Source organism: Paraburkholderia sp. GAS32 (assembly GCF_050434225.1).
GTDB lineage: Bacteria > Pseudomonadota > Gammaproteobacteria > Burkholderiales > Burkholderiaceae > Paraburkholderia > Paraburkholderia madseniana.
The window spans coordinates 14,060-34,025 of sequence record NZ_JBNPVS010000066.1 but is presented as its reverse complement, the minus strand read 5'-3'; the positions used below and the strand labels follow the sequence as shown (position 1 = coordinate 34,025).

Annotated in this window: 20 protein-coding genes; 9 read left to right on the top strand and 11 right to left on the bottom strand. The window is 63.3% G+C overall.

Translation table 11 applies throughout. The features are described 5' to 3' along the window. Nucleotides 1-12 precede the first annotated feature (12 nt). Entirely contained in the window at nucleotides 13-1,851 is a 1,839-nt protein-coding gene (locus tag P3T25_RS44165) for an autotransporter assembly complex protein TamA (RefSeq protein ID WP_429363670.1), read from the bottom strand. 412 nt (nucleotides 1,852-2,263) lie between these two features. Between P3T25_RS44165 and P3T25_RS44160 the strand changes: the two genes are divergently transcribed. The 4 genes from P3T25_RS44160 (at nucleotide 2,264) to panD (ending at nucleotide 4,785) form a co-directional block, all read left to right on the top strand. After that, nucleotides 2,264-2,449, top strand: a complete 186-nt coding sequence (locus P3T25_RS44160) for a DUF3460 family protein (RefSeq protein WP_154562089.1) — start codon at nucleotides 2,264-2,266, stop codon at nucleotides 2,447-2,449. Between the two features lie 4 nt (nucleotides 2,450-2,453). Next, entirely contained in the window at nucleotides 2,454-3,326 is an 873-nt protein-coding gene (locus P3T25_RS44155; protein WP_093636239.1) for a segregation and condensation protein A, read from the top strand. 188 nt (nucleotides 3,327-3,514) lie between these two features. Beyond that, complete coding sequence (panC, locus tag P3T25_RS44150) at nucleotides 3,515-4,348, top strand: pantoate--beta-alanine ligase (RefSeq protein ID WP_154562093.1); 834 nt, start codon at nucleotides 3,515-3,517, stop codon at nucleotides 4,346-4,348. A gap of 50 nt (nucleotides 4,349-4,398) precedes the next feature. Further along, on the top strand, nucleotides 4,399-4,785 hold the full coding sequence (gene panD / locus P3T25_RS44145; RefSeq protein WP_012432059.1) for an aspartate 1-decarboxylase: 387 nt from the start codon (nucleotides 4,399-4,401) through the stop codon (nucleotides 4,783-4,785). Between the two features lie 74 nt (nucleotides 4,786-4,859). On the opposite strand, the gene P3T25_RS44140 is transcribed toward panD, so the two are convergent. Beyond that, on the bottom strand, nucleotides 4,860-5,498 hold the full coding sequence (locus P3T25_RS44140) for a ParA family protein (protein ID WP_429363667.1): 639 nt from the start codon (nucleotides 5,496-5,498) through the stop codon (nucleotides 4,860-4,862). 210 nt (nucleotides 5,499-5,708) lie between these two features. Here P3T25_RS44140 and P3T25_RS44135 point away from each other — a divergent pair, with 210 nt between their 5' ends. Beyond that, nucleotides 5,709-6,128 (top strand): PaaI family thioesterase, encoded by a 420-nt coding sequence (locus P3T25_RS44135; protein ID WP_429363665.1) that lies wholly within the window; start codon nucleotides 5,709-5,711, stop codon nucleotides 6,126-6,128. A 160-nt stretch (nucleotides 6,129-6,288) separates the two neighbouring features. On the opposite strand, the gene P3T25_RS44130 is transcribed toward P3T25_RS44135, so the two are convergent. Next, nucleotides 6,289-6,705 (bottom strand): DoxX family protein, encoded by a 417-nt coding sequence (locus P3T25_RS44130; protein ID WP_266260041.1) that lies wholly within the window; start codon nucleotides 6,703-6,705, stop codon nucleotides 6,289-6,291. Nucleotides 6,706-6,848: 143 nt separating this feature from the next. Continuing rightward, nucleotides 6,849-8,318, bottom strand: a complete 1,470-nt coding sequence (locus P3T25_RS44125; RefSeq protein ID WP_429363680.1) for a cobyric acid synthase — start codon at nucleotides 8,316-8,318, stop codon at nucleotides 6,849-6,851. Nucleotides 8,319-8,485: 167 nt separating this feature from the next. Between P3T25_RS44125 and cobU the strand changes: the two genes are divergently transcribed. Genes cobU through P3T25_RS44105 form a run of 4 tightly spaced genes read left to right on the top strand, consistent with a single transcriptional unit; the run spans nucleotide 8,486 to nucleotide 11,913 of the window. Next, nucleotides 8,486-9,040: a bifunctional adenosylcobinamide kinase/adenosylcobinamide-phosphate guanylyltransferase gene (cobU, locus tag P3T25_RS44120; protein WP_266260040.1), complete on the top strand. Its 555-nt coding sequence runs from the start codon at nucleotides 8,486-8,488 to the stop codon at nucleotides 9,038-9,040. Next, nucleotides 9,040-9,975 (top strand): adenosylcobinamide-phosphate synthase CbiB, encoded by a 936-nt coding sequence (gene cbiB / locus P3T25_RS44115; protein ID WP_154562103.1) that lies wholly within the window; start codon nucleotides 9,040-9,042, stop codon nucleotides 9,973-9,975. Before cobU ends, cbiB begins: the two co-directional genes overlap by 1 nt. Then, a complete protein-coding gene (gene cobD, locus P3T25_RS44110) occupies nucleotides 9,968-11,005 on the top strand; it encodes a threonine-phosphate decarboxylase CobD (RefSeq protein WP_429363662.1) in 1,038 nt (345 codons plus the stop codon). The genes cbiB and cobD overlap by 8 nt, the downstream gene beginning before the upstream one ends. Next, nucleotides 11,002-11,913, top strand: coding sequence for a cobalamin-binding protein (locus tag P3T25_RS44105; protein ID WP_408518675.1), 912 nt, complete (start codon nucleotides 11,002-11,004; stop codon nucleotides 11,911-11,913). Before cobD ends, P3T25_RS44105 begins: the two co-directional genes overlap by 4 nt. 36 nt (nucleotides 11,914-11,949) lie before the next feature. Here the strand turns inward: P3T25_RS44105 and P3T25_RS44100 are convergent, their stop codons facing one another. The 7 genes from P3T25_RS44100 to P3T25_RS44070 all read right to left on the bottom strand — a co-directional run bounded on the left by P3T25_RS44100 (nucleotide 11,950) and on the right by P3T25_RS44070 (nucleotide 19,900). Further along, the gene (locus P3T25_RS44100; protein WP_266260037.1) at nucleotides 11,950-13,365 is read right to left on the bottom strand and encodes a Fic family protein; all 1,416 of its coding nucleotides are present in this window, start codon (nucleotides 13,363-13,365) and stop codon (nucleotides 11,950-11,952) included. Between the two features lie 206 nt (nucleotides 13,366-13,571). Beyond that, the gene (cobC, locus tag P3T25_RS44095) at nucleotides 13,572-14,162 is read right to left on the bottom strand and encodes an alpha-ribazole phosphatase (RefSeq protein ID WP_429363659.1); all 591 of its coding nucleotides are present in this window, start codon (nucleotides 14,160-14,162) and stop codon (nucleotides 13,572-13,574) included. Beyond that, nucleotides 14,147-14,923: an adenosylcobinamide-GDP ribazoletransferase gene (locus tag P3T25_RS44090; protein WP_429363657.1), complete on the bottom strand. Its 777-nt coding sequence runs from the start codon at nucleotides 14,921-14,923 to the stop codon at nucleotides 14,147-14,149. The genes cobC and P3T25_RS44090 overlap by 16 nt, the downstream gene beginning before the upstream one ends. Nucleotides 14,924-14,986: 63 nt before the next feature. Then, on the bottom strand, nucleotides 14,987-16,048 hold the full coding sequence (gene cobT, locus P3T25_RS44085; protein ID WP_266260035.1) for a nicotinate-nucleotide--dimethylbenzimidazole phosphoribosyltransferase: 1,062 nt from the start codon (nucleotides 16,046-16,048) through the stop codon (nucleotides 14,987-14,989). Between the two features lie 37 nt (nucleotides 16,049-16,085). Beyond that, entirely contained in the window at nucleotides 16,086-16,925 is an 840-nt protein-coding gene (locus P3T25_RS44080) for an ABC transporter ATP-binding protein (RefSeq protein ID WP_429363654.1), read from the bottom strand. Beyond that, nucleotides 16,922-17,977, bottom strand: coding sequence for a FecCD family ABC transporter permease (locus P3T25_RS44075; RefSeq protein ID WP_154562119.1), 1,056 nt, complete (start codon nucleotides 17,975-17,977; stop codon nucleotides 16,922-16,924). The genes P3T25_RS44080 and P3T25_RS44075 overlap by 4 nt, the downstream gene beginning before the upstream one ends. 27 nt (nucleotides 17,978-18,004) lie before the next feature. Beyond that, nucleotides 18,005-19,900, bottom strand: coding sequence for a TonB-dependent receptor domain-containing protein (locus P3T25_RS44070; RefSeq protein WP_429363652.1), 1,896 nt, complete (start codon nucleotides 19,898-19,900; stop codon nucleotides 18,005-18,007). Nucleotides 19,901-19,966: the final 66 nt, after the last annotated feature.

The window sequence follows — 19,966 nt, the reverse complement described above, 5'->3', positions numbered from 1 at the left end:
AGCAGGTTTCCATCAGAAGGCAATGCCGAGGGTCAGGTACGGCCGCACGCTCCGGTTGCGGATCCCGTAGGCGACATCGACATTGACCGGGCCGACCGGGCTGCGCCAGCGCGCCCCAACGCCGACACCGGGATAGAAGACTTTCTCGCCCCAGGTATCGGTAGCGGTGCCGACGTCGAAGAACGCGGCTGCGCCCCAGTCATGATTGAACCAATGCTGGTACTCCGCCGACGCGGTCACGAGATACTTGGTGGGCAGCACCGAGCCGTCGACGTTATTACCAATGCTCTGATAGCTGTAGCCACGGATCGAATTCGAGCCACCCGCGCGGAACAGCAGCGAAGCCGGAATCCCGCTCGAACTGCCGCTTGTGAACACGCCGCCGAGTTCGGCACGGAACAGCACGAGGTCTTCCTTGCCGATCGGCAGGTACTGCTGGCCGCGGGCGTAGCCGCGGGCGAACGTCTGATCGGTCAGCACGCCTTTGACCGCAAAGCCCGCTTCGACGTGAATCAGGTTGCCCGAACGCGGGAACAACGGATCGTCGGTATTGCGGCGGGTCCACGACCATGACGGCACCAGCGCGCGACTGGTAGTCGGCGCGGCCGAATTCTGATCGAGCCGATCCTGGTAAAAGAGGATCGCGTAGTTGTAGTCGATGAACTGCGACGTACGGGCCCGCTGCACGCCGCCGCGGATACTGTAGATGCGCGTGTCGGACACGTCGGTCGTGGTGTAGGAAGCCAGCACGCTATTGGTCCACGCGCGTGGCCCCGGCGGCATTGCGAGCTGGATTTGCCCGTACTGCTGGATCTGGTCGATGCGGCCGTCGACCGTGAACGGCCACGCTTTGCCGAATGTGTCGAGATACGAATACGAACCCTGGATCAGTGGGCCGTTGTCGGTCGAATAACCCACCCCGCCGCGGATACTGTTGTACGGATATTCCGACACCTTCACGTGCATCGGCGTCTCGACCGGTTTGGCGGGATCGCTGTCCACGTCGATCGCCACGCTCGCGTAGTACGGGGTGTTCTGCAACTGCCGCTGCAATTCGGTAATGCGCTGCACGTCGTAAATATCGCCGGCTGAAATCGGATTCACGTTGTTGACGATCTGTTCCGGATAGCGCCGCGTGCCGGACACGTCGAGCTTGCCCATCGTGAAGGTCGGGCCGCTGTCATAGGTAACCGACAATTTCGCTTCGTGCGTACGCGGGTCGATCCGCGCCTCGGAGTGGTAGATCTTCGCGCCCAGGTAACGGCGCGACTGCAACGCCTTGAGCGACGCGTTTTTCGCGTCGTCCCAGTCGCCTTGCGAAAACGGGTCGCCCTCGTGTAGTGAAAACGCGAAGCGCGCGGCATTTTCCTGCGCCGGGTCTTCGGTCAGCACCGGGCCGCGAAACGACAGCGAAATCGACGTGACGAGGGTTTGCGGGCCGGGATCGACGCTCACGGTCACACGCTTCTGGTCGTCGACGGTTCGCACGTCGGTGCGCACGACCGGCGAGAAATAGCCCTGCGTGGCGGCCAGATCGCGCACCTGTTGCGGGGTGGCCGTAATCAGAAACTCAAACTGGTCGTCGCTGATGTCGGGACGCTTGGCGAAGCGCGCCACGTCCAGATGCGCTTCGAGCAGCTTGCGCAGCGAGCGCGGCGTGGCTTCGATATCGACCTTGTAGCTGGCGGGCGCGCGCCGCGCCGCGTGCGCGTCGACCGAGGCAAGCATGAGCATGACGATGCCGAACGTCAGCCACGCGTGCAGCCAGCGCCGAATGGGCGTCAGAGGCCCTCGCTTGTCACCGGTTTTGCCGCGCCGCCTATGCGGCTTTTCGATCGCACACCCCGCCAAACGGGACCTCCGGCCGTGGTTGATGAATTCTGTCGCTCGGGCTCGCCGCGGCGGCCGAAGCTCGCTATTTGACCACATCGGTGAAGCCGCGCCATCTCTTAAAGGAGCGTTTGCAGCGCGAAGCGTGGCGAGCCTTTCGGCCGGTACGCCGCGTCCCATGCGGCACGGGTAATGATGTCCGCCCGGACGCACAGCGCGAATTCACACCTCCCCGCCAGCCACGCGCCCGCCTTTGGCGCATCGCAGCAGCGCGGGTTCCAGGCGTTTTTGCAGGCGGGCCGCTCGCGCCGGCCATCGTTTTTCGACCACGCGCGGCGCATGCGGTAAAATTATGGAATAGGAGCGATGCCGCGCGGGTTCGCGCTTGTTCCCGCCAAGCAGCCGCCACTCCCCAAACCACGGACGTCTAGCCATGTATCAATCGGACATCACGCAGTTCCTGAACCAGCTCAAGCAACAAAAACCGAATCTGGAAGCTGAGCAGCGCCGTGGCCGGTCGCTGCTGTGGGACAAACAGCCGATCGACCTCGAAGAACGCGCCGAGCAGACAGCCTCGCGCGTGGAGCAGACGCCTTACTCGTACTATCAAAACTTCTAAGCGCGTGAGTCACGCCGACGAGGCAAAGGGCGCCGCACAGGCGCCCGACGCCGCGCTTGCCGCGCCCGCCACCGATTCGACGCCGGACACTGTAGACGGCATCGCTTTCGCACGCCTGTACGGCGAGCCGCTCTTCAAGCTGCCGACGGATCTGTACATTCCGCCGGACGCGCTCGAAGTGTTCCTCGAAACGTTCGAAGGCCCGCTGGATCTGTTGCTCTACCTGATCCGCAAGCAGAACTTCAACGTGCTCGACATCCCGATGGCGGATGTCACGGTCCAATACCTCGGCTACGTCGACCAGTTGCGCCAGACCAATCTCGAACTCGCGTCCGAGTATCTGCTGATGGCCGCGATGCTGATCGAGATCAAGTCGCGCATGCTGTTGCCGGTGAAGAAGGCCGATAGCGGCGACGAAGCCGAAGATCCGCGTGCCGAACTGGTGCGCCGCCTGCTCGAATACGAACAGATGAAGCTCGCCGCCCAGCGCATCGACCATCTGCCGCAGCTTGGCCGCGATTTCCTGCGCGCCGAGGTGTATATCGAGCAAAGCATCACGCCGCGTTTCCCGGATGTGGATAGCGAAGACCTGCGCGCCGCGTGGGCTGACGTGATCAAGCGCGCCAAGCTGGTTCAGCATCACAAGATTTCGCGCGAGGAGTTGTCGGTGCGCGAGCATATGAGCACGATCCTGCGGCGACTGCAGAACGCGCGCTTCATGGAGTTCTCGGACCTGTTCGACACGAGCAAAGGCGTGCCGGTGGTCGTGGTGAACTTCATCGCCATGCTCGAGTTGTGCCGCGAGTCGCTCATCGAAATCACGCAGGCCGAGCCGTTCGCACCGATCTATGTGCGCCTCGCCTATCTGCCGGCCTGATGCCGCAAAACGGGGCCTGCATGCGCCAGCGCTGCCGCACACGCCTCGTTTCGGTGCACCCCGGGAACAAATCCACTACAATCCCGCGCTCCGAACCTGTCATTACCAGTGAGGCCGCGGGCCACGCGAAAACCTGAGTTTTTGCGCCAACCGAGTCTCGCGCCGCGCGAGGAAATCCCTGTCCGATCATGAAAGTCATCAGCTCGATCCATGAATTGCGCGACCAGTTGCGCGGCCAGAATCGCACCGCCTTTGTGCCGACCATGGGCAATCTGCACGAGGGCCATCTGTCGCTGATGCGCCTCGCGCGCCAGCACGGCGATCCGGTGGTGGCGAGCATCTTCGTCAACCGCCTGCAGTTCGGCCCGAACGAAGATTTCGACAAATACCCGCGCACGCTCGAAGCCGACATCGAGAAGCTGCAGAAAGAAGGCGTCTACGTGCTGTTCGCGCCGACGGAACGGGATCTGTACCCGGAGCCGCAGGAGTACCGCGTGCATCCGCCGCACGATCTGGGCGACATCCTTGAAGGCGAATTCCGGCCTGGTTTCTTCCAGGGTGTGTGCACGGTGGTGATGAAGCTGATGTCTTGCGTGCAGCCGCGCGTCGCGGTGTTCGGCAAGAAGGATTACCAGCAGTTGATGATCGTGCGCAGCATGTGCCACCAGTTCGCGCTGCCGACCGACATCATCGCCGCGGAAACCGTGCGTGATACCGACGGCCTCGCGCTCAGCTCGCGCAACCGCTTTCTGCAAACGGCCGAACGCGCCGAGGCGCCGATGCTGGCCGCCGAGCTCAATCGCGTGCGCGATGCGGTGCTCGCCGGCGATCGCGACTTCGCGAAACTCGAACAGGCGGCAATGGCGGCACTGGCCGCGCGCGGCTGGCAGCCTGATTACATCGCGGTGCGCAAGCGCTCGAATCTGCTGCCTCCGGGCGCGCAAGACGCGAATGCGGAGTTGGTCGTGCTGGCTGCCGCCAAGCTCGGCACCACCCGTCTCATCGACAACCTCGAAATCTGAAGCCGTCTTAGTTTGCGCAAACGCGCATAAGAAGCCACAAGGGATTGGTCATGCAACGCAACATGCTGAAGTCGAAAATCCATCGCGTCGCGGTCACGCACTGCGAACTGCACTACGAAGGTTCGTGCGCGATCGACGAGGACTTGCTGGAAGCCGCGAACATCGTCGAAAACGAGCGGATCGACATCTGGAATATCAACAACGGCGAGCGTTTCTCGACGTACGCGATCAAGGGCGAACGCGGCAGCGGCATGATTTCGCTGAACGGTTCGGCCGCGCGGCGCGCGCAACTGGGCGATCTGGTGATCATCGCGGCGTTCGCCGTGGTCGACGAAGCGGAACTGAAGGCAGGCTGGAAACCGGATCTGGTATTTGTCGACGACAACAACAAGATCAAGGGCAGCCGCGATCACGTGCCGACCCAGAACTGGACCTGAGCGGGATCTGAACCGGCCTTTCACCGCGCGGCACGGTTCCATGTAGCGGGCGGCCTCGCCGCCTGCTATTCACTTCAAGCCTTCTTACCGGCGCCGTTGGTCCATTGGATGATCGGGTGCCACTGCTCCAGATCCTTCTCCACGCGGCTTTTCGCGACGTCCCACAAGGTCAGGCCGTGCGCCGCCAGTTGCACGTAATTCTGCGTGTCGCGCAGGTAACCCAGCACCGGCAGCTTCAACCCCTCGACAAAGCGATGCAATTGCTCCGCTGAACGCGTGCGCGCGTCGACGCGCATGCCCACCACCCCGATCTCGATTGCGCCTTTCCTGACCGCCTTCTCCTTCGCCAGCCGCTCGAGAAAATCCTGGGTGGCGAGAATATCGAACATGGAGGGCTGCAGCGGCACGATCACCTTGTCGGCCAGGTCCAGCGCGATATTCAGGCGATTGCCGTGCAACCCGGCCGGCGTGTCGATGACCGCGTGTTCCAGACCTCTGGGCGGTTTGGCGGGGTTTTCCAGGTCGACCTCCCAGGTCTCGATGGCCGGCAACGCAGGCGGCCGCAGCGACAGCCACGCGTGCGAAGACTGCTGTCTGTCCATGTCCGCCAGCGCGATCCATTCCCCTTGCGACGCGAAATAGCCGGCCAGATTGGTGGACAGCGTGCTTTTGCCCACGCCGCCCTTCGGATTCGCCACCACGATTACCGTCATGAATTCTCCCGGAAAGAAGGCTGGGCGCCGCCAGCCGGTTTACCGCGCAGTTTGCTCTGACTTGCGCAGATGTGCCCTGATCCGTACCGGTTTCAGGTTCACCCGCCGATCCAGCCGTTGATAATATCGACAAATTCACCGGGGCCGAAGCCCCCAAACGGCTATTGACCGCCTTACATCGCTGTTTTTTCCATCGAGGACCCGAATCTCATGAGCAAACTTCGTCCGGAATACTCCATCGAGCGCCTGCACGAACGTCAGAAGGGCAAGCTGCCCGGCTTGCTGGGTGTGTATGTTCTGGCGCTGGAGGAAGGCACTCTGACCGCGGAATTGACCGTGCGCGAGGAGTTGCTGGCGCCGAACGGCTTTTTGCATGCCGCCACGGTGATCGGCCTCGCCGATACCGCCTGCGGCTATGCATGCCTCGCCCACCTGCCCGAGACGGCGCGCAATTTCACGACCATCGAGCTGAAAAGCAATTTTCTCGGCACGACGACGGAAGGCACGATCCGTGCGGTTGCCAAGGCGGTCCATCTGGGTCGCAGCACGCAGGTGTGGGACGCCACCGTCACCGATCCGAACGGCAAGACGATGGCGCTGTTTCGCTGCACGCAGATCGTGTTGTATTGATTGACTGGCGCGGGGGGTGCGGCGCAGGGTCCGGAATGCCCGGAACGCCTGAAGTACGCATTCCTCAGCGCAACAAAAAAGCACGCGGCCACACGGCGCGTGCTTTTTTGTTGCCGGCGCGGCGGAGTGCCGGCGCGGTTTCGTGCCTGGGTGAACCGTATCAGGCGGCCACTGCGCTCGGCGCCTTCGCACCGCTCAGCGCCAGCGCCCCAGCGCCAAGCAGCGACTGCACAGCCAAAGTCACTGCCCAGAAAGCCGGATATTCCCAGCCGCCGTGCGGCGACGCGAACCCCCAGCCGTTATGCAGATGCTGCGACGTTGCGCCGAGCATGAACGGCAGCAGCACCAGCGCGACCCAACGGACCTGCACGCCGAGCAGCAGCGCAATACCGCCGATCAATTCGACGAACGCCGTCACATAGCCGAGCCAACCCGGCAAGCCGAGCGAGACGAAAAACTGCGCCGTTCCCGGCAGCGTGAAAACAAAGATCTTCTGCAAGCTGTGCGCGAGATAGAGAACGCCCAAGGCCAGACGAAGGATCAAGGCGGCCAGATCGGCGGAGCGGTTCGAGTTCATGACGAGTCCTTTATGAGAGGGAGACGACCCGCATCGGGCGTCGATGTCAAGACTGTATTCGAACCAAATGAGGTGAAAAACTGCTTCTTGGGCTTTGATTATTTCCCAATGGGATTTAATCGCCACCATCCAGCCAACCTCGCTCAGCCAATCACAGCGAAAAGCTTCGAAAGATCGAGATGCTCGGCGAGCGTGTCGGCCAGACGATCCAGCGAGGCCTCACGCAACGCCGGGTAGTCGATTTTCTCGGCGTCGCTCAGCCCTGCCCACGCCAGCAGTGCGGCGCACGCGGCCGGCGTGTCGAACAGCCCGTGCACGTACGTCGCGAGGATTTGGCCATCGGCCGAGATCGCGCCGTCGGGATGCGCGTTTGACGTTTCGCCCAATTGCAGCGCGGGCGAGCTGAGCGCCGGGCCCTGCGTCTCGCCCATGTGAATCTCGTAGCCGGCCACCTCGGGCGACCCCGGCAACGCGAGATGCCCCGTCACGTTTTTGAGCGTTTTTTCGCGCATCAGCACCGTCGAGTAATCGAGCCAGCCGAGGCCCGCGCTCGTTCCAGGCGAGCCTTCCACGCCGTGCGGGTCGGCCACTTCGCGTCCGAGCATCTGCATGCCGCCGCAAATTCCGATAACACGGCCACCGTAGCGTAGATGCCGTTGCAGCACCGCGTCCCAGCCTTGCGCGCGCAAAAAGGCCAGATCGCCCGGCACGTTTTTCGAGCCCGGCAGGATAATCAGATCGGCCGGCGGGGGCGGCGTGCCGCTTCGCACGTAATGAAAATCGACCTGCGGATGTGCGCGCAGCGCGTCGAAATCCGTGTGATTGCTGATGTGCGGCAACACCGGCACGACTACCCGCAACATCCGGTTCAGATCGTCGCTTTGGCCGCTGTGCGCCGCGCGCAGCTCGGGGGGCAGCATGTCTTCGGCGTCGAGCGTCAGACCGTGCAGATACGGGACCACGCCAAGCACCGGTTTGCCGGTCTTCGCTTCGAGCCAGTCGAGCCCGGGCTTGAGCAAACTGACGTCCCCGCGAAAGCGATTGATGATGAAGCCGCGCACGCGCGCCTGCTCGCTGTCCGACAGACACGCGAGCGTACCGGTCAAATGCGCGAACACGCCGCCCCGGTCAATGTCGGCCACCAGCACGACCGGACAGTCGACCGCTTCAGCAAAACCCATGTTGGCGATATCGCGGTCGCGCAGATTGACCTCGGCGGGACTGCCCGCGCCTTCGACAAAAATCGTGTCGTACGCCGCTTGCAGACGCGCATACGATTCCAGCACCGCCTCGAAGGCGACCGGCTTGTAGTCGTGATACGCGCGTGCATCGAGATTCATGCGCGCCTTGCCGTGGATGATCACTTGCGCGCCACGGTCGCTCGTCGGCTTGAGCAACACCGGGTTCAGATCGGTGTGAGCAGCAATGCCGGCCGCCACCGCCTGCAAGGCCTGCGCGCGGCCGATCTCGCCGCCATCCACCGTCACCGCGCTATTGAGCGCCATGTTCTGCGGCTTGAACGGCGCGACCCGCACGCCGGCTCGGCGCGCCAGCCGGCACAGGCCCGCGACGAGCGTGCTTTTGCCGGCATCGGACGTGGTGCCCTGAATCATCAGCGTGCCGCGCGGCACAGGTACGACGTCATGCGGGTTCGAAATGGCGGTCACGGAATATCGGCTTGGGCGGTGAATAGACAATGAATGCGGACAATGAATGCGGGCGATGAACGCGGCATTATCCCATCGTGCCGGCACGCGCTGCACGCCGGTACAATCACGCGATGATTTCCCGCGACCTCACCTTCGTTCTCGGCGGCGCCCGTTCGGGCAAGAGCGTGCACGCCGAACAACTGGCGAACGACAGCGCCCTGCCCGTCACGTACATCGCCACCGCGCGCGTAGCCGACGACGCCGAATTCAGCGCGCGTATCGCGCATCATCGCGAGCGGCGTCCGGCGCATTGGGCTTTGCACGAGGCAGACGTGGATCTCGCCGGCGCCGTCACGCAAATCGACGCGCCGGGCCACTGCATTCTGATCGACTGCCTGACGCTATGGCTCGCCAACCTGCTGTGCCCACCGGACGGCGACGGCTTGCCGGTCGATCACTATCACACGCACTTTGCCGCTTTCGAAGCAGCGCTCATCAACGCCAGAGGCAAGATCATCGTGGTCAGCAATGAAATCGGTTTGGGCGTGGTGCCGCTCGGCGCGGAAACACGCCTCTATGTCGACGAACTCGGGCGGCTCAATCAGCGCATCGCCGCGTTGAGCACCCAGGTCACGATGATGGTCGCGGGCTTGCCCCTCGCCTTGAAGACAGCGGGAGGCGCGTGATGCTGTCGCTGCCTTTGATCGTGACGCTGGCAACGGCGGGTGTCGCCGTCGACCGTTGGCTCGGTGAGCCGCGCACCGCGCATCCGCTGGTCGGCTTCGGCAAATGGGCGATGCGCCTCGAAACGCACTACAACACCGGCCGGCGCTTGCGTCTCAAGGGGCTGCTCGCCTGGTCGCTGACGGTGATGCCGCCGGTGCTGATCGCCTGGTGGCTCGTCTCGGTGCTGCCTTTTTTTGCGGCCTGCGCGGTGCATGTCGTGCTGCTGTGGTTCGCCCTTGGCGCGCGCAGCCTGCACGACCACATTGCGCCGATCGCCGAGGCACTGGCGCGGCGCGATCTGGCACAAGCGCGTCTGCTGACCTCGCGCATCGTGTCGCGCGAAACCACTCATGCCGACGAAGCGGCGCTGTCGCGCGCCGCCGTCGAATCGGCGCTCGAAAACGGCAATGACGCGATCTTCGGCGCGCTGTTCTGGTTCGCGATCGCGGGCGGTCCGGGCGCACTGGGGTTTCGTCTGGCCAACACGCTCGATGCCATGTGGGGCTACCGCACGCCGCGCTATTTGCGCTTCGGCTGGGCAGCCGCGCGCATCGACGACGTGCTCAATTGGATTCCCGCTCGCCTCACCGCAGCGAGCTACGCTTTGCTCGGTGACACGCGCACCGCACTGCGTTGCTGGCGTGAACAGGCGCCGCGTTGGGACAGTCCGAATGCCGGGCCGGTCATGGCGTCGGGCGCGGGCAGTCTGAACGTATTGATCGGCGGGCCCGCGGTGTATCACGGCGCACTTGAACACCGCCCGACGCTCGGTTTCGGACACCCCGCGAAGGCCACTCATGTCACGGCGGCGTTGATGCTGGTCGAACGGACGGTCATTCTCTGGCTGGCAGTGCTGATCGTGCTGGCGTTGCTGAGTGTGCCCTTTCATGGTTGATCGAATAGCTGGCCACGGAGCCGATACCGGCACCGCGCTCGACGCCGTGGTTCACGGCGGCAATCTGCACGAAGCGGCCGAGCGTTACGGCATTCCGTACGCGCAATGGCTCGACCTGTCGACGGGTATCAATCCGCACGGCTATCCGGTGCCCCCAGTTCCCGCCGATGCCTGGCACCGCCTGCCCGACGACGGTGACGGTTTTGCCGCCTGTGCCGCGCGTTACTACGGCGCGCCCGATGCAGCCCATGTGCTACCCGTCGCGGGAAGCCAGGCAGCGATTCGCGCACTGCCCTCGCTGTTGCCACGTGCTCGGGTCGGCATCGCACCGCTCACGTACAGCGAATATGCGCCCGCATTCGAGCGGGCAGGACATGAGGTCGTGCCACTCGATGTATCCTGGGACACTTTGCCCGACGCGCTCACTCATGTGGTGGTCGTGAATCCTAACAATCCCACCGCGGAGCATCTGAGCGCCAGCAAGCTGCTGCGCTGGCATGCGCAACTCACCGCACGCGGCGGCACGCTGTTGGTCGACGAGGCTTTCGCGGATACGATGCCTTCGGCGTCGCTCACGGCAAGCACCCATCGCGATGGGTTGATCGTGTTGCGTTCACCGGGGAAATTCTTCGGGCTCGCCGGCGTGCGCGCAGGCTTCGTACTCAGTGCGCCGGTTTTGCTCGATGCATTGCATCGTTCGCTCGGGGCATGGACGGTTAGCGGCCCGGCTCGTCATGCCGTCAAAGCCGCGTTTGCCGACGTGACGTGGCAGCAGCAGATGCGTACGCTGCTCGAGGGCGAAAACGCCCGTCTGGTAGGTCTGCTGCACGCACACGGTTTCGCCACACACAGCACGCCCCTCTTTGCATGGACCGACGATGCACGCGCCGCTGCACTGCATCAGGCGTTGGCGCGACGCGGCGTGTGGACACGGCTCTTCACGGCAACGGGCAGTGTGCGTTTCGGGCTGCCTGCCAGCGACACGGAATGGGCACGCTTTGAAGAGAGTCTGCGCGAGGCTGTTCGTTGATTCGACTCTCACGCCTCGTCGCCGCCGCGGCACTTTGTGTGAGCACGCTGCACGCGTATGCCGCGATCACCGTCACCGACGACACCGGCGCAACCGTCACGCTGCCCGCTCCCGCACAGCGCGTCATCAGTCTCGCGCCGCATGTTACCGAACTGCTGTACGCCGCGGGCGGCGGCGCGAAACTGGTCGGCGCCGTGTCCTACAGCGACTACCCGCTTGAAGCGAAGCAATTGCCGCGTGTCGGCGACAACAAGGCGCTCGACCTCGAACGGATCGTCGCGTTGAAGCCCGATCTGATCGTCGTGTGGCGGCATGGCAATGCCCAGCGCCAACTCGATCGTCTTCGTGAGATGCATGTGCCGCTGTTCTTCAGCGAGCCGCATCATCTCGACGATGTTGCCGTGTCGCTGACGAAGCTCGGGCAATTGCTCGGTACCTCGCCGACTGCCGACGCCGCGGCGGCGGCATACCGTCAGGACATCGCACGACTGCGCACGCAGTATGCGGGCCGCCCGCCTGTCAGCGTGTTCTATCAGGTGTGGGATCAACCGTTGATGACGCTCAACGGCGAACATATGGTCAGCGACGTGATTACGCTATGCGGCGGCCGCAATGTATTTGCGAAACTCGAGCCGCTGGTGCCGACCGTCTCGACCGAAGCGGTGCTCGCAGCGAATCCGGAAGCGATCGTCACCGCCGCCCCCGGCGCGACCAAACCGGACACCGCCTTGCCGCAACTCGACACATGGCGCGCTTGGCCGAGCCTCAAAGCGGTGGCGAACAACAATCTGTTCGCCATCGACGGCGATCTGATCAACCGCCCGGCGCCGCGTATCGCGCAAGGGGCGAAGCAAATGTGCGAAGACCTGGAGGTAGCGCGCTCGCGGAGGAAGAATGGTGCGCAGTGATGCCGCTGCGAAAGTCGTGAAGCAGGCAGTGCCGCGTTAGCGCGAAACGGCGTCCGCCCGCTTGAACGGCCAGCGTTCGAATTCGGAAAGCCGCAGCCGATAGCGCGCGACATTGCCCAGATAGAGTTGATCGAGATCGGACTGGATCGCATCGACGAACGAAGATAGTTCCGCCGCATCCACCTGATTCTGTGCGAGCGTTTCAATCTCGCCACGCGTACCGGCAAGGCCACCGCGAATCACCTCCTGCACCACTTGTATCAATGCATTGCGATACTTGAGGCGAAACGCGTCCGGCTCGCCGATCGATTGTCGAATCGCCAGATAACGCTGACACGAGCGCTCGTATGCCCAGATGAAAACGTCGCGCAACAACTCGACACGATTGGCCTCGTACACCCCAAGCGTACCGTCGACGTAGGCCTTTTCGGGAACGTCGATGAACGACAACGGACACAGATTCTGCCGGATCAGCGGGATATTCGCGGTCAGACGCGAGACCCGTTTGTTGACGTCTTCGAACGGCTGCAGATAGGGCAGGTGCACCATGCTGAAGAAAGCCTGCTCGAAGGGATCGTCGATCTGGGCGGCCTTGTTCAACACCGCCTCGAAGCATTCCGCGATTTGCTGCGGCACCGCGAGCGGAAAAAATACGGTGCCGCTGATCTCCACTTCGCGCGCGCGCAAACGGCCACTGGCGAACGGGTCAGACATCAGGTTGTCGGAGAGAATCGCGTGCAGATTCAGTACGGTGAATCGATTGAAGCCCACTTCGTCCGCGCTCTCGACGATCATTTCGATCGCGGCCTTGTGATTCAGGATCATCTGCGTTTCCTGAGCGTCTTTGCCTTCCGCAATGTGCCCTTGCTCGATCAGCCGCACGGTGTCGAGCCGCGTGTAAGTATTGCCCTCGAGCCGCGACGACGCCCACGACAAATCGATCAGAAGCCGGCTCATGATGTCGCGTGCGTAGGTGCCGGCCGGCCGCACATCCGCCGACGTACGGCCCCATTCATGCAGGCGTTCACGCTGTGCTTGCGATAGATACGCGTCCTGATTCGGACGATAGCGTTCGAGAAACGCACGGTTATAGCCGACCGGCCGGCGCTCGTGCAACGGCCTGTTCACTTCCGCGCGCACCTCGAGGCCCGCACTCGATACGGGCACGTAGGCCTCGCCGGAAGTGCTTGCGCCAGCGATAACCTGTGTGGGGAAAACAGCCTCGCCAGGAGCCGCAGTCTGCTTGTAGGATACTGCCCGGCCGGCACCTTCCGAGACGATCCGGCCTGCTTCGAGCAACACGTCGAGACGACGTTGCAGCGTGCGGCGTTGCATGGGATGGCGGCGCGCAGCAAGTGCCGCGGCAAGCGCACGAACGCCTCGCCCCTCGGCGCTTGCAGCGATGAGCTGCTCGATCAGATCCAATTCCTGCTTGATGCCACTGCTGTTCATGCGCGCCACCTTTTGCCAATGTGTCGCAATAAATCCAAATCGCGACACTTTTTCATGACATTGTGGCACAAATCGCGCGAATCGTGACACTTTTTACGTCTTAAAGTGTCACGATTTCTGTTTTCGCGACAAATTTCCCGAAAAAGTGTCACGAATAAGGCTGAGCTGACGCGATTCGGGGGGCTGCAGGGACCAAGCCCCTTCCCTCACACATTCCACCTCACCAACGACCACTGCTGCGTCTCATCATCCCGGCGTAGCCAGACAATCCCCGCCATCTCCAACGACCAGCGCAGACAGCTTTCCACCGGCACCTCCAACACCAGCGAAGCGATCACCCGCATGACGCCGGCATGCGTGACCACGTACGCGGGCGACAACTCGCGTGTCTGCGCAAACGCGTCGAACCACGCCCGCACCCGCGCGACGAATTGCGCGACGCTCTCGCCGCCATGCGCACGCGCGTGCTCGAAGTTAGCCGCCCAGGCGTCGAGCAACTCGCGATCGATTGCGTCCCAACGCTGCTCCTCCCAATCGCCGAAATTCATTTCCTTCAGACGATCGTCGTGACTGAGCGCGCAACCGAAATCGTTCGCCATGACCGCGGCCAGTGTCGCGCAACGCGTCAACGGACTCGACATCAGCACACGCGGCGGCGGTATCTGCAAGGTCGCCAGTTTCAACGCAAGGGCACTCGCCGATATCTCGACGTCTTCGGCGAGCGCCACGTCGCTGTGGCCGTAGCACACCCCTGAATCGAGCGCGACGGCAGGATGACGGATCAGGACGATATCCATGCGAGCCCCACGAGGTAGATGCTCAGTTCAAAGATCTGTTGCGCGAAGCCGAGGCAGTCGCCGGTGTAGCCACCAACGCGTCTGACGAAATAGCGGCCCAATGCAAAGCGCAGCACCACCAGTACGGCGAGTGTCACGCAGGCAAAGCGCAAATTCGGCGAATCCAGCAAGTCCGGCCAAAGCAACAACGGCAGACCGAACACCGCTGCGCAGAGCAACGCGGGGCCGCTCAAGCGTTGCGCAACCGGTTTGGCTTTGCCTTCGGCGCGCACGTAGTCGAGTGTGGCCAGATAGCTGATGGCGAACACACGGCTCGCGGCATGCGCTGCAATCATCAGACTTGCGGCGCGCATCGGCGGCAACGCGGTGAGCGTTTGCCACTTCAGTGCTAGCGCGATCACGAGCGCGATGGCGCCGAAAGCACCGATGCGCGAATCATGCATGATGCGCAACGCGTCCTCGCGCGTATAGGCGCCACCGAACGCATCGACGCAATCGGCAAGTCCGTCCTCGTGAAATGCGCCGGTGACGAGAAGCGACACCGCCATCGACAGGAGCACCGCCACGCCCGCTGGAAAGACATGCAACGCCGCGAGATAAACCAGCGCGCTCAATCCGCCGACCAATAGACCGACGAGCGGGAAATAACGCGCCGCCGCATTCAGATAGTGCGGCTCATAGCCGACCCAGCGCGGCACCGGCACGCGCGTGAAATAGCCGAGTGCCGTGAAGAAATAGCGGAGTTCAGCGAGCGGATTCATGAGTGAGCCGGACGCACGCTTCTGAATGACTGCGCGTCGTACAACAGCGCTTCGTATAACGGATTACACATCGCGATTTGCGACACCGGCCGATTCGAAGCTGGCCATTTCGTTCACGAACGCCACTGCCGCGCGCAGCAGCGGCACCGCGAGTACCGCGCCGGTGCCTTCGCCGAGACGCATATCGAGCGAAAGCAATGGCAGCGCGCCGAAATGATCGAGCATGCGCCGATGCCCCGCCTCGTTCGATGCATGCGCGAACACACAATACTCGCGGACGTTCGGTGCGAACGCATCGGCCACCAGCAACGCAGAGGTCGCGATGAATCCGTCGACAAGGATCGTCATACGCGCTTGCGCGGCAGCGAGATATGCGCCCGTCATCATGGCGATTTCGAAGCCGCCGAAGGTGGCGAGCACCTTGAGCGGATCATTGGAAACGGCGTGATGCGCGAGCGCGGAGGCAAGTACGTTGCGCTTTTTTGCGAGCCCCGCGTTGTCGAGCCCCGTGCCACGTCCGACGCATTCGTCGATCGGCACGCCGCACAAGCGGCTCATCAGACACGCGGCCGACGACGTATTCGCAATGCCCATTTCGCCGAAGCCGATCACATTGGTGCCGAGCGCCGCGTGATGCCGCACACGAGCCGCGCCCGCTTGCATCGCGGCAAGTGCCTGTTCGTGCGTCATGGCGGGTTCGTGCGCGAAGTTGCGCGTGCCGGCCGCAACCGGAATGTCGATGAGCCCCTCCGTCGACGGCAGCGGCGTCGCAATGCCTGAGTTGACCACTTCGAGCTCGACGCCGGAGACGCGGCTCAAGGCATTGATCGCCGCGCCGCCCGTGAGAAAGTTAGCGACCATTTGCGCGGTCACCGCTTGCGGATACGGACTCACGCCTTCCTGCGCAATACCGTGGTCACCGGCGAACACGATCATCGCCGGACGTTCGACCGTGGGGTGTGTCGTACGCTGGATCAGCCCCATCTGGCGCGCGAGCGTTTCCAGCCGCCCAAGACTGCCGGGCGGCTTGGTCTTGGTATCGATGATGTGTTGCAGTTCGGCACGCAGCGTTTGATCGAGCGGTTCGACTTCGGTCAATTCCGGCAAACCTGGCAAAGAAGTCATAGACGTTTCTAAAAGAGAGAGTGTTTTTATAAAGCGCTTAGCCTGCCGGCGTGTCATGCGCCGCAGGCGATTCGTGACGCGAGCGCGGCGCGGGAATCAGCGCCTCATGCTCGCCGTCGCGAATCAGAATCAACGGATAGCCGAACGCACGGCTCGTCAGCGAGGGCGTCAGCACATCGTGCACCGGTCCGGCATACGCGCCGCCGTTCCCGTCGAGCAGCAGCGCATGCGTCGCGAAGCGGCGCGCCAGGTTCAGGTCGTGGCACGAAAACATCACTGTACGCCGAGGTTCGCGCGTCCAGGCGGTCAGCGCTTCGAGACAGTCGATCTGATGGTGCAGATCCAGATGCGAGAGCGGTTCGTCGAGCAGCAACAACGGCGCCTCCTGGCACAACACTCCTGCGAGAGCAACGCGTTGACGTTCGCCACCCGAAAGCGACAGCACGTCGCGCGCGGCGAATGCGGCGAGTCCCAAAACGTTCAGCGCGGCATGCGCGGCAGCGCGATCGGCCTCACCCTCCCAACCCCAGCCGGTCAGATGCGGAAAACGGTTCAGCATCACGATGTCGAGCACACTCGCGCTAAAGGCGTCCGCAGCGCTTTGCGGCATCAGCGCGCGACGCTGCGCAAGCGGCAACGGCTGCCAGTCGGCGAGACGCACGCCGTCGAGTTCGACATGCCCCGCCGACGGCTGCGCCAGACCGGCGAGCGTGGATAGCAAGGTCGTCTTTCCCGCGCCGTTGGGGCCAGCGATACACCAGATCTCGCCTGCGTAGAATGTATGCGTGAACGCGTCGAGCAAGGTGCGCATGCCCGCACGCAAGGTCAGGCGTTGCGCGCTAAGCGCCGAATGCGGGGCGTTGTGTGCGTTCATCATCGGCGCCTGCGCAACAGCATCCACAGGAACACGGGCACGCCGACGATCGACGTGATCACGCCGACCGGCAATTGCGCCGGTGCGATCACAGTACGCGCAATCAGGTCCGCGCCCATCACCGCGACACCACCACCGAGCGCCGCTGCTGGCAGCAGCATGCGCTGATCGTTGCCGAACGCGAGCCGCAGCATATGCGGCACGACGAGCCCGACAAAACCGATCGTACCGGCCGTGGTCACAGCCGCGGCGGCCGCCAGCGACGCCACCAGATACACGCGCAAGCGCAGCGGCATCACAGCAACGCCGAGTGCCTGCGCGGCGGCGTCGCCCCGCAGCAGCACATTCAGGCGCGGCGCAGCGGGTACGATCGCCACCAGCACGATGACGAGCGCGGCGAGCGCCGTCCATGGCATCGCGCCGCCGTTCAGATCGCCGGTCAGCCAGAACAGCATGCCGCGCAGCCGATTGTCCGGCGCAAGGTTGAGCAACAGGGTAATGAGGGCGCCCCAGCCGGCCGCGATCACCGCGCCGGTCAGCAGCAAACGCGGCGACGTATCCTGCGGCTCGCCTCGCCACAACTCACGGCGTGCGAGGCCAAGCACCAGCAGGATCGACACGAAGGCGCCGGCGAACGCGCTGGCGTCGACGATCCACCACGCACAACCGGCGATCATCGCGACCAGCGCGAATGTCGCCGCGCCGCCGGAGACGCCTAATACGTAGGGTTCGGCCAACGGGTTGCGCAACAGCACTTGCAGCAGCGCACCGGCCAGCGCAAGCAACGCGCCGCACGCGAAGCCGGCCAGCGCGCGCGGCAAACGCAGCGTGCGCACGATCTCACCGGCAAGATCGCCGGACTCGACATGCGACGCGTGCGACGGCAGCAACGCCGCCAACACGCGCGCTGGCGCGAGCGACACGCTGCCCAACGCGAGCGACGCCATCAGCACAACCAGCGCGACTGCCGCGAGCACGAGCCAGATCGCGGCCGCGCGCTTCGCGCTCATCACGCGCAACGTGGTCGTGGACATCGGGCTCGAGCTACGGTTCATCGGCGCGTTCTCATGCAAATACGTTCGTCACTGCTGCTGCCAACCGACCGTGACATACGCACCGCGTCGCGGCGAGTTATATGAGTAGGCCGTTTCATAGTCCTTGTTCAACAGGTTCTGGATCTGCGCGGCGACATACCACGCCTTCGTGATGTTGTAGCGCGCCGACAGATTCACCACACCGTAGCCGCCCAGCATGCCGCTGCTATCTTCACGGGCGCCGCTGACGATCCACTCGCCGCCGACACGCCACCCGGCAATGCTGCGATTTACCGCCAGCGACGCGAAGCGCCTTGCACGCCGCACGAGATCGGTATCGCTATCGAGGTCGACGGCATTCTGCAGCGTTACCGACGCGCGCACATCCGTCTTGCCCACATGGCCGCTCCACGATCCCTCAAGCCCCTGCACCTTCGCATGGCCGACGTTCTCGGCCAGATAGATGCCGGGCGTAACCTGCTCGTAGTCGATCAGATTCGAATAACGCGTCTGGAACACGCTCAGACGCATCACGCCAAGCGCGTTCGACGCGTACTGCAACGCTGCTTCGATCGAATGGCTGCGCTCCGGCTTGATCGACGGATTGCCGCTGAGCGGATAGTACAGATCGTCGAAGCTCGGCGCGCGGAACGAATCCGAATAGCTTGCAGTCGCCTTCCAATGCTCAGTGATGTCAAAGCCGTAGCCGAGATAGTAACTGTTCGCCCCGCCGAAATCGGAATACTGATCGCGCCGCACGTTGGCCTGAATCTGATTGCGCCCAAAGCGCCCCGTGTAGCCGACAAAGCCCGAATCGACATGCCGGTCGGGAGCGGCGAACGTATCCGAGTCGAGACTCTGATCCAGATGCTCATAGCCGACCTGCAGTTTCTGCTGCGCGGCGAGCGCGAAATCGTTCTGCCACGTGTACTGGCGATTGTCGCTATCGAAGCGACCGTTGTAGATGCCGTTGGTATTCGCCACGCTGCGGTCGTCGCCTTCGGAAACGATGAAGTGCGTGGTCCACCAGTCGGTCAGTTTGCCGTTCGCGAACACCGACACCTGGCGCACTTTGCTGTAGAGGTTGTTCAGATCGGTCGGCACACCGTACGCGTTGTCGTAGCTGTTATTGCCGTTCGACTGGAAATAGGTGACGCCCGCGTCCCACTTGTCGCTGAACTTGTGACGCAGCGAAGCCGAGATGCTTTCGTTCAGATAGCCGTTCGCGTTCGGATTCGCGTTGGGTGCCTGTGACGGATTGAGCGACGAAAAACCGTCGTCTTTCGAGCGCGCGAGCGAAATGCTGAAGGTGGTGTTGCCGTCTTTATCCAGCCCGCCGTTCACACCGGCTTGCTGCGTCTGCGTGTGATAGCTGCCATAGCCCACCGAAAAATTGAAACGCGGCGGATGGTCGCCGCCGTCTTTGGTGAACACCTGCACCACGCCGCCAATTGCGCCGGAGCCGTAAAGCGCGGACACGTTGCCATTCACCACTTCGACGTGATCGATCTGGTCGAGCGGAATCTGCGCGAGTTGCGGCGCGCCCAGGCTCACGGAGTCGACCCGTACGCCGTCGATCAGCAAAAGCGATTGCGTCGACGACGCGCCGCGCAGAAACAGACTCGTCGTGGAGCCCGGGCCACCGGTGCGTGAAATTTGCGCGCCGGGCGCGAGTTGCAGCAGACCGGGCAAATCGGTCGCGGTCGTATCGGCGATATCCTGCTGATCGAACAGCGTGGTCTGTGGGATCGCATCGGCGAGCGGTTGCGGCCCGCGCTCCGCGGTCACGACAACGGGCGACAACACCGCGGGTGACGAACCGGTCGCCCCCGTATCGGCAGAAGAAGAAGAGGGCGACGAAGAAGAAGCAGCAGCTTGAGCATGCACGACGAGCGGCAGGCTCGCAACAGCGAGCAACGCCGCGCGAGCGATGGGGGACAGCATGGGATGACATTCCTGTGGATAGCGTGCGCGGCCCGCTTCCCCGCGGGCCGATGCGTAACGAGGCGC